Here is an 11,166-nt window from a genome sequence, read left to right as displayed (position 1 = left end):
ACCCCTCATTGCGATAAATACCCGTCATTGCGAGCAACGCGAAGCAATCCAGAAGGGAGCTTTATTGGAACTGTGTTCTGAATTGCTTCACTTTGTTCGCAATGACGAACGTTTATACTGATTAGTAGTAAATGAGCCTCGCTAGAATTATTAGGGGATACCTCAGATCCTGAACGCAGTGAAGGATCTCCTGATGTAAGCTCAGTGCCTCTTTAAGGAGATCCCTCGTTCTACTCGGGATGACGGTTCTCTCCGAAGGAGAAAGTAAATGATGCTTTAATAAACTTTATCTGGGACTTTGAGCATATTCATTTGATTTATTACTCTGAACCAAGTGCTCTTCCGATAAATCAAGTTCATCTTCAGATAACTCTTCTTCAGACTCATCATCAACACAATAGTTACGTCCAATAATTTGACATAACGCAATTTGATCATTCACTGATAAATAACTGACTACAGCTTCCAAAGGATTTTCATCAATCAAATCAACCTGTTCATAGCTACAACTTGCTTCACTCTGTTCATCCTCAGAGTTCAGCTCATCAATAGGCTCAATTGGTCTGGATTGATCAATTTTCATACGATGGATCAGAGCCATATAAAGACCATTAAACAAATTCTCCGCGCTCTTGATTTTTTCTTGTAAACGCAGCTCCGCTCTGCTTCTCGGCAGAGACAGTACTGAATAAAAAAATCCCTGTACACCAGTTATGGATGGTTTATCCTCTTTGGGTTTGATTCTGGAGAAGCTTTTATAAAGACAGATCACTTGATTGATTAAAGCTTCCTGATTCTTTTGGAACTCTTCAGGAACTTTTGCATTTCTGAGTAACCACTCAAGCTGCTGCAATTTCCTTACTACTGATTTAACTTTCGGACAATATTCCTTATCAATCGACAATAACTTGGTTGTATCAGATGATAATGCTTCAACTTCCTGTGGAGGTACAGTCCAATATAATCGAACACCAGGATCCTTGGAATCACGATAAAACACTTTATCCCCGGATTTCTTTTCATGTTGTCTTAAAGGACCCGTGCTATGCAGATAAATGGTTTCCATTGGTCCACTGTATCTCGGTACGGTAGGATGTTTACCTCCATCCGTAAGGCGGGTAATTTGCTCATCTGAAAGCACATGTTTCAACAATGACAGACTCTGCGTTTTACAGGTATTTGATTCAGCAAGACTTGGACCAGACCATCCCCAGGATAATCGCACCTCAAAGGGTTTTAGTCTGGGTTCACGCTGATCTTGTGCTGCTCTGATTTTCTCCCATTGATAAATATAGGGAGAATGCTGTTCAAATGGATAAATTCTTGTTTCTTTAGAGGGCTTTCCTTTAATCCCTAAAGGCTCAACAATTTCGTTTATTGCACTATCTTGTTGTTCGACCATTTCCAAACATTTTTCCTGCAAATGTTCAAATTTTTCCTGGGTTAATTCAAATGTAGTCCCATGCAATCCACGTCCAAGATCCAGATACCGTATTTCTTCATGGCGTAACATGCCATGATTTCCCACCAAATCAACATCCAATCCGATCTTTATTTTTAATTTATTGGTCCATGAATTATCACGTTGGGTGGTCGGTAAACCATAAAAACCCCAATTATCGACTACCTCCAGTTGTTTTGTCTCTTCATCCATTCTGGAAAGTAATATACAACTATGCCATAAAGGATTTGCGCCTGCTTCACCATCAAAGGTACAAAAAGTAACCGCATACTTCATATCACTATCCTCATTGTTCGTACCACTACTTAATTAAAGCAAACTCATCCCAACTATATTGTACTGAACTTACAAAAAATCCCAATGTCGAAGAAAACGAAATTTTTAATGTGGGAGTTTAGATTCACTAAATGACCGAATTAAAAATTTCTTTTAACACAATAATTGGGGTTTCTCATAAGTCCTGTTTTATTGCTGAAACAACTTTACTACCCAAAATAAAAAAACGTTTCAATTCGATTGTGAGCAAATATTACAAAAGAGGCAATGATTTTTTATTGACAAAAAATAATAATAAAAAAAAAGCCCCTAAAAAAGGGGCCGGATTGAGCATGAGTATCTAAATCATAAACCAAACTGTATTAACCGTAAGTTCGTGTTAACCTGGCTTGATTTAACTGCTCATAAGTACGTTTGGCTGGGACAAAATTAGGATACTGAGTCACCAATCGTTGTAAAATCATCCGTGATAAAACTTCGTCTCCTCGATTCCATTCATTCAATGCGTCAAGATAGATCAAATCGGCATTTGAGCCTTCCAAAACAGGAACATCATTTAATTGGACGGGCTCAACATAACTTACCCGCGCTTGAGTTTGAGCATCCAATCGACGCAATACTTTACGAGCTTGCAAATTGCCATTCTCACTGGCTTGCTCTAACAGTTTCCTGCCTTTTTCAGCTGATTGCTCACCAGCCGTACCCTCAATATAATAAGTACCCAGTTGATATTGAGCGTAAGCATTTTGTCGCTCAGCAAGTTTTTCGTAAATACTTGCTGAAACTTTAGGATCTTTTTCTACACCCAAACCATAATGATACATTCTTGCCAGCGCCAACATAGCCTTTTCATTTCCTTTATCAGACGCTTCTTTGTAATATTTCAAAGCGTCAGGAAAATCAAGTTTTGTAGCTACGCCCGTTTCTGATAACAGACCAAGCGAATAAAGGGCATTGCTATTACCCAGCTCAGCTGCTTTTTTATACCAGGATAAAGCTTGTTGTGCATTTCGGGGTTGACCCAATCCATAAAAATACATACCACCCAATTGATTCATGGCTTCATCATCGCCTTTATCTGCAGCAGTGGTGAATAAGGCCTTAGCTTTTTGATAATCAACAGGAATGCCTTTACCGTATTCATACATCAAGGCTAAATTATAATCGCCTAACACATCACCTTTTTCAGAAGCCATCTCATAGGACTTTAAGGCATCGGCATAATTATCATCCACAGTTTCATAAATAAAACCTAAAGCCACAGAAGCCTTGGATAACTGAGTAGCCGCTTTTTGATACCAGAGTTTTGCCTGATTATAATCAGGTTCTCCAATCTCGCCCAATTGGTAAAATTGACCTAATAAATATTGTGCTTCGGGATTACCTTGTTCTGCTGATGCGAGATACCAGCGTTGAGCTGCGAGAAGATTCGGAGCAGCACCAAGCCCTTTATCCATCATGTAAGCTAATTTTAACTGCGCATACTGATCGCCTTTTTCAGCCAATCCTGTATAGATTTCCCTGGCTTGAGTCATGCTGTCCGTATCATTATTTTCTGCCAGATAATAATCAGCTAAAACGATACCGGCATGACTATTACCTAATCGGTATGCCGTGATCAAATCAGGTAAAAACTCTTCTTTCGATTGTTGCTTCAGTACAGCCAGGTTAAAGTCAGAATAAGAGAATTGAGCTTCTGCCGATTGTTTCAGTAAATTCAACCCTTTCTCTTTATCTACAGAGACTCCTTTACCTTCAGTTGTATAGGTGCCCATGATGAATTGACTCACTGGATTCTGGCCAGATTGTTGGTACCAATAGATTGCTTTGGCTGGATCTGCACTTACTCCAATGCCTCTATCATAGAGCATTCCCAATAACAGGGCGGCCTTTTCATCTCCCGCATCAGCTTGACTTTCGGCTACTTTAAACGCTTCAGCCTGCTTTTGTTTATCAACGTCCATGGCGTTATAATAAGCCAGAGGTAATAAAGCCTGAGCAACTCGATTCGATGCGGCACCTTGATACAATTGACGAATCAACGCAATTTTGTGTTTTTTCACATCCACACTCAATCCGTCGTTATATTCACGAGCCAAATACTCAGCCAGTTGATATTCTGCTGGCCCATAGTTATTGGCAGCTGAAAGATAAAGCATGGACATTGCCTGTTCATGGTTTGGCTGAATGTATAATGTACCATCAGGCCCCGCTTTTCCTGTCTCTAATATTCTGGAAAGTACGTATTGCGATCTTTTACTTCCCTTAAACGCTGCATCAGTTAACCAGTTTAATGCTGTTTGATAATCTGCATTTTCTTTTGCACGTTCTAAATAGAGAACACCCAGATTATATTCAGCGCCCAAATGTTGCTGTTCAGCGGCATTCTGATAGAAAATAATCGCAGACTGATCATTCTGCGTCACCCCAATGCCATATTGAAACATTTGACCAATTTCAAATTGGGATTGCGCGTCACCTAATATGGCCCGGAAATACATTTGGTTAAACACAGACATATAATTTGCCTGTTTTTGCCAACCTTGGGTCCATATATCCATTAAATTAGCACTGGAATCACCATCATAAGTGTAATAACTGGCATCAATATAAGGTGCTGGTAAATTATCTTTCGCTACAACAGGGCTGTATGCCCTTTCTAAAGCTTCGATTTGATTATTTAAATGATAGATAGGAAAAGTCCATTCATTGTTTTTTAACTCGACTTTTTTACTTACCAAAGCATCATAATAAGTGTTAATCGGGATTTCATTAGGTTGAGTTAATTCAAACTGGGGTTTAAAAATTTCCTGACGAGTAATGACTTCAAGTTGAGGAGCTTGATTATAGGTGTTATTCCGCAGTCCTGCCGGGTTTTTCCAGGCACTGAATATCCCATTCATCTGATAAGAAGTATCTTCCATCTTATCTGTTTTATCATTACTTAACCATAAAGCCATTTGAGCCAGAGGTGATGTTGGAGAAGATTTCTTCGCATCCTGAGCCGCTTGATCCATCCACTGTTTGGCTAATTCTTCATTAGAATTGACTCCAATGCCCTTTTTATACAGATTAGCCAAGTCGGTTTTTGCTTCTACTAAGCCATCCTGAGCAGCTTTCAACGTCCACAAAAACCCATTTTTTGGATCGTAAATTGGACTTTTTTCCTGTAAATAGGCATGAGCCAATTGCAAATAGGCATCCGAACTCTGGTGACCGGCCGCTTTATTGAACCATTGCAAAGCCTGATCGTATTCATTTTGTGCCAAAGCCACTTTACCTAGTTCCACCATTGCCGGAACGTAATTTTGTGACGCGGCCTGATTTAATAAATCCAGAGCTTTGGGAACATCTTTAGGGACCAGTTTGCCTACAAAATAAATGCTGCCCAATTTGGTTAATGCTTTAGGATTGCCGCTATTCGCTGATTTTGTTAACCAGATCAGACCCAATTTGTTGTTACCTGAGTGACGGCTGTCGATGAAATTTTCTGCCAGTGCATATTGAGCAATTGCATTGCCACTCTTTGCCGCATCAATATAATAATGAGAGGCTACATCCACATTTCTCTTAACACCAAAGCCATACAAGTAGGCAGCGGCCATGTACATTTGGGCATTTACATCGCCAACTGAAGCAGCTTGTTTAAACCAACGAGCAGCTTCTTCTGGATTTTTATCCTGAAATAAACTGTATTTGGCCATTAACTGCACTGCAGGTAAATAGCCTTTTTCTGCAGACTTGGTAAAATAACGCATCGCCAGATTAGTATTTTTTAACTGACCGTATCCATAAAGATACAAACGACCCAGATAATAATCCGCAACTGCATCCTGACCTGTCTTACTCATTAAAGGTCCGGCAGCTTTATTATAATCGCCTAACCTATAAGCATTAAACTCTTCATCAGCAAATACTTGTTGACTCGCTGATGCAACAAAAAAACATATCCATGGTACTAGTGATTTCATGAAGATTCCCCTCTTTTCATGGCACTTTATACTCCAGGTATAATGCCATAATGTACGACTTCACTGACGGCCCCGTTTCTTGAATTACTATCTACTATCCAGAAATTTCCTTTATTATTCAATCCAAATTTCACATTGACGTACTCACAAATTTTGATCGTATCAGCACAGTCTACAATTTTGCCATAAGAAGTCTTACCATCACCCAAAGTACAAATAAATTTCAACTCTCTCTCTCCGGTTGCCAGAACGGCCCAGGAATTCGCTTTAATTGTGTGATTAAAACGAGTGGAATATTCACTTTCCTTATCACGCATCTGATACAAACTGACCGATTGAGGTAATTGATTAAAAAAGAAGTACATGGATTGTAATGCGCCCTCTTTTCCTGGATAAAGTGATAATACTTTAAGGCTTTGTTTGAATCCTACGGGAGTGCATCCGGTTGGGAATTTATTATTATCTTTCTTTTCTACTTTCTCTTCAGCAGCAATGTCCTTCTTTGCAGGAGCAGCCTGAATTGAAGAGAAGCAGAGCAGCCCGGATAAAAGCATGAGTGCTATTGAAGTAAATCCTCGGTTCGTTATTATATTCATGATTTTTTCTCACTGTCGTTTAACGGACGCACAATAACCTTTGTTCCCATAAAGTTGTTTCGATCACTGGATAATTGAACAAAGTTTTCATTTAACCATTTAGCATCTTGAATAAACATACGCACGCAACCATGGCTTGCTCTTTGTCCGGGAATATCGTCTGAACCATGTAAAGCAAATCCCTTATGGAAATACATGCAATAAGGCATTTTGGCTCCGCCTTTACCAATAGGGAACACGTCGGAGGTACACTTGACATTTTCTTTACTGAATATCCTGAAAATACCTGTCAGAGTCCGGCAAGACCTGTTTGAATCAGAACATTTATCTCTGCCTGAAGAAATTGGTCCCCACCATACCAAATTGCCTTCAGCATCATAAGCAGCCCAGGCCAATTTCTCTTGATCTACAATGATCTGCTTTTCATTTTCGCCTTCGATTTTTAACGGAAAAGGAGATATATCAAATATAGTAATATTCGCTAAATTTCTGGGTATGGCAATTTCCCTGCCAGCCCATAAATAGTTATAACTGCGATTTACTCTTTGTACCAGGTCACGCTGAACAGGATCAGGGAACAATTTTTCCCAACTCTCTCCTCCAGCTACTTTGATACATTCATATTGAGGATATCCACACAATGCTGTTCCATAAAAATTTGCAGCATTAACCACAGCCGCCATAGACATCATGAATGCTGTTAGAAGTATTTTTTTCATGGTGCCGCCCCCTCATGCCTATTTTTAATATTTTACATGCAAGATTTGTGCTTAAAATTAAAAAATCTTTGTTAATGACTGATTTATTTTGCACTTATCTTCTTTTCGGTCATTTCAATAATAAGTTTAGACCTAATACAAAATTTATAATTAATGTCTATATTTAAGTTAGCACTGACTGGATAAAATTTATGGATACTCCAAAAAATAAGAAACAAACACCAATATCCAATAACAAAGTAAATGCATGTGATCTGGATAATTCTATTAAAAAGCTAATAAGCAAATCGCAAGATGGCATTATTGCTTTTGATATGCAGGGAAAAGTCATTGCCATGAATGACGAAGCAGCCAGGTTATTTGGAAAAAACCATAACAAATTCATTAATCAATTGTTCTGGCACCAATTTAAACTGAATACCTATTCACGTAAACGGCAATTTGTTCAAGCACGTAAATACTTTCAAATAGCTAAAGAAGGAATCACGCAACATTTCACCTGGATTGAGAGCATCTCCCAAAAACCCATCACAGCTTTTAATATTATGATAAATAAAACAGAAATACACGGAACTTCTGTGATTTTTGCGCGGCTGATTAATATTTTACAGGAAAAAATAATTGAATGGGTTTTATGGTCTTTGGCACAAATTAGTAACCACAGTGAACTGAATGCTATTATTGATGATATTCTAAAAATAATAAACGATGCCTTCTCCGCTGATTATGCCTCAGTTTGTCTGGTTGATAGTCAACAGATTGCCCATACCGTAAGTTATTACTCCTTGGGCAAAAAAGAAGAAAATATCAGTTACTCTCTTAAAGATTCTCCTTGCAACCAGGTTATATTGCAAAAATCCATCTGTCATTTTAATAACATTCAACAGAGTTTTCCTGAGGATAAATTATTAGCCAAAATGAAAGTAAACTCATATTTGGCTGGACCGATTATCAATGCACAGAATGATGTAGTTGGACTACTCAGTATTCTCACCTTCCGAAAATTGGAGACGAACAATCTAAATGACACTTTGTTTCGCTTATTCCTGGGTAGAATTAATTTAGAATTTGAACGTTTGTTAAATCAGAGACGCTTACAGTTTTTAGCCAGTATTCCAAAGCAGGATCCTAATCCAGTTATAAGAATCCAACCTGCTGGCGAAGTGATTTTTGCAAACAATCAAGGAAAAATAATATTAAAACAATGGAGAGATCAGCATGAAGGCATTCCTGAACAATTACTGAGAGAAGCCCACAGAGCTCGAGATACAAATCAGGTACTACGCATTGAACTCGAAGCAGATTCTAAAGTCTATTTATTCACTCTCATCTGGATGGTTGAATTCAAGCAAATCAACATTTATGGAACCGATATAACCCAGCTTAAATCCACCGAACAAAACATGCTGAATTTAACTCGTTATGACACCTTAACTCAAATAGCCAACAGAAAGTACTTTGAGGAACAATTGATTGAAAAGATGTATGAGCATCAACTTGATGGGAAAAATCTGGGATTACTGCTGATTGATTTGGATAATTTTAAAATAATCAATGACACATTAGGACATCCAATAGGTGACAGGCTGTTAAAAGCAGCGACCAAACGTATGGTGCGCTGTATCAGACAAGATGATTTCATTGCCCGCATTGGAGGGGATGAATTTATCGTGTTAATTAAAGATGCTACTTACAACTCTACAAAAATGATCGCAGAAAAGATCATCAATGTTTTATCCAGAAGCTTCCAATTTGGCGAGTATCAAATGAAAATCTCGGCAAGCATAGGAATCGCGCTTTTTCCAGAAAGCGGAGAGACCTCAAGCGAACTGTTACAACACGCTGATTTGGCTATGTATCAGGCAAAGAAATCGGGTAAAAATAATTTTGCTTTTTTTTCGAGTTCATTGCATTTCATTCAAGATAAACGAAATGACATCATAAAAAAAGAACTCAAATTGGCAGTTGCCAAAAATGAATTATACATTGATTACCAACCGCAAATCGATATTATCTCTAATAAAATCATTGGGTTTGAAGCATTATTACGTTGGCTACATCCACAGGAAGGCTTAATACTGCCGGGTGAATTCATTCCAATAGCTGAACAAACAGGGTGTATTCATCTCATCAGTCAATGGTTGATTGAACAATCATTACAGGATTACCAATCAATGCTCAACTCTAAATTTGATGGGAAATTATCAATTAATATTTCATTAACTCAATTAAACGATGCGCGATTTCTGGATTCATTAAATGACAATTTAGAACAATATAACATCGTCAAAAATCAAATTATACTGGACATTTCAGAACGTGTTATCGCGCCATATTTCAACAAAATAGCCAAATACCTCAGAAAGATACATAAAAATGGCATCAAAATATGTCTTGATAATTTTGGCAGCCCGCAAGTGTCACTTCCTAAACTCTTATCGTTACCCTTGGATTATCTTAAACTGGACCAGCAATTACTGACAGGAATTGGAAAATCCGCAAAAAACCGTATGCTTTTAAATGGAATTATTCAATTAACGAAAGCTCTTAATATTGATAGCATCCAGAAAGGAATTGAAACCGAACAACAACATGAAATTATTAAATCAGTTGGATGCCAATACGCGCAAGGTTATTTTTACTGTAAACCAATTAGTATTTTAGAAGTACATAAATTCATTAGCAATTTTTCTGCAACTGATTAATAATTAGAGCAATTTTATAGAATTTACCAGCTGATTCATATACTATTCCATCCATTATTTAAACGGGACGTTTACGAATTTATTATTGCTGATTCGTTTCATTCTATTGTACCAGCACACCATGAACGCCCCCAATTGAAGGTATCCAATGAATTTACCAAGGATCAGACAATACAGATCATTCATATTGGCACTGTGCATTAGCATGCTCCTTTTCAATTCACTGTGTTATTCGCAAACCATCAATTATCCCTGGACGATTTCAGCAAGTCTTGGTTATGCTGATTTTCAAGATGTACATCGGGGAGATCATCAGACAGCACTAGGTCGATTTGCCCTGGGTAGAGATTTTGTGCAAAAAGGTCCTGTTTTATTTGGACTGGAAATCGGTTTGCAGAGCGGCAATCAAATGCGATTAAAAATGACCGAGGAAGAAATTGAAGCCGTTGGTGGTCTATTAGTACTAAGTACATTAAAACCCATGCTGGATGGCTTGATTACCGCTCGAATTACCCCTGAACTCACCGCTCCATTGTTTATTCAAATCAAAGGCGGTGGTGCTTATAGACGCTGGCAAATGGACAGAGATACCATTAATGATATTTCTCAATTGGCAGGTGAACTAATTGCAGGTTTGGGATACGCCATTACGCCAACTGCCAACATCAGTTTGTCCTATCAAGGCATATTTGGAGCGAGCCCGAAAGTCACAATTGATTTGGAAAGCGGTAGTGGATCTGTAAAAAACATACCCGTACAACAAGCCATTTTGTTAGGTATTAATTTAATGATTTGATTGCTCCATCATCAGGATTTGGTGACAATTCCGATTTAAACGTCGCGGAACCTTGGGATTGAATAATTGAATTGCCAGCCCCCCTGAGTTAACAAAGATGAATTCAAAAAAGGATAAAATTAACAATGCCAATGAGTAAATATCTCCCTGCTATCCTCCTTATTTTATTTTCTGCGACTGATGTTTTAGCCAAAAGTAATCCGGCATCTCAAACCTATGTCGATAATAAGGTGTCTGAACTTAAAGCCGAGTTAAAAAATGAAATCGGGAAAATTCCAGCAGGACCTGTTGGTCCCCAAGGCCCCAAAGGAGATATTGGACCAACGGGGGTTAAAGGTGATGCAGGAGTTGCAGGACCTCAGGGGGCAGCAGGTCCTCAAGGGTTACAAGGATTCAAAGGTGATAATGGTCCAACTGGACCTCAGGGTTTGCAAGGAAAAGCAGGTCCTCAAGGAACACAGGGACTAAAGGGTGATACAGGTCCAACTGGTCCTCAGGGTATGCAAGGGGACGCCGGTCCTCAAGGGTTACAAGGATTAAAAGGCGATACTGGACCAGCTGGTCCTCAGGGTATGCAAGGGGAAACCGGTCCTCAAGGGTTACAAGGATTAAAAGGCGATACTGGACCAGCTGGTCCTCAA

At 38.6% G+C, this 11,166-nt stretch carries 6 protein-coding genes and 1 pseudogene; 3 read left to right on the top strand and 4 right to left on the bottom strand.

From position 1 onward, the window contains the following. Positions 1-286: 286 nt before the first annotated feature. The 4 genes from Lqua_RS11295 to Lqua_RS11275 form a co-directional block, all read right to left on the bottom strand. Entirely contained in the window at positions 287-1,738 is a 1,452-nt protein-coding gene (locus Lqua_RS11295) for a hypothetical protein (protein WP_058474371.1), read from the bottom strand. Between the two features lie 362 nt (positions 1,739-2,100). Further along, positions 2,101-5,709, bottom strand: coding sequence for a tetratricopeptide repeat protein (locus tag Lqua_RS11285; RefSeq protein ID WP_058474369.1), 3,609 nt, complete (start codon positions 5,707-5,709; stop codon positions 2,101-2,103). A 26-nt stretch (positions 5,710-5,735) separates the two neighbouring features. Further along, complete coding sequence (locus Lqua_RS11280) at positions 5,736-6,305, bottom strand: hypothetical protein (RefSeq protein ID WP_058474368.1); 570 nt, start codon at positions 6,303-6,305, stop codon at positions 5,736-5,738. After that, positions 6,302-7,024 (bottom strand): L,D-transpeptidase, encoded by a 723-nt coding sequence (locus Lqua_RS11275; RefSeq protein ID WP_058474367.1) that lies wholly within the window; start codon positions 7,022-7,024, stop codon positions 6,302-6,304. Before Lqua_RS11275 ends, Lqua_RS11280 begins: the two co-directional genes overlap by 4 nt. 191 nt (positions 7,025-7,215) lie before the next feature. Between Lqua_RS11275 and Lqua_RS11270 the strand changes: the two genes are divergently transcribed. The 3 genes and pseudogenes from Lqua_RS11270 to Lqua_RS18775 form a co-directional block, all read left to right on the top strand. Continuing rightward, positions 7,216-9,729: an EAL domain-containing protein gene (locus Lqua_RS11270; protein ID WP_058474366.1), complete on the top strand. Its 2,514-nt coding sequence runs from the start codon at positions 7,216-7,218 to the stop codon at positions 9,727-9,729. Positions 9,730-9,877: 148 nt separating this feature from the next. Beyond that, on the top strand, positions 9,878-10,525 hold the full coding sequence (locus tag Lqua_RS11265) for a hypothetical protein (protein ID WP_058474365.1): 648 nt from the start codon (positions 9,878-9,880) through the stop codon (positions 10,523-10,525). A gap of 125 nt (positions 10,526-10,650) precedes the next feature. Beyond that, positions 10,651-11,166, top strand: a pseudogene (locus tag Lqua_RS18775) (collagen-like protein); the annotation flags it as partial.

It is taken from the genome of Legionella quateirensis, assembly GCF_001467955.1.
GTDB lineage: Bacteria > Pseudomonadota > Gammaproteobacteria > Legionellales > Legionellaceae > Legionella > Legionella quateirensis.
This window is presented reverse-complemented; position numbering and strand designations above follow the sequence as displayed.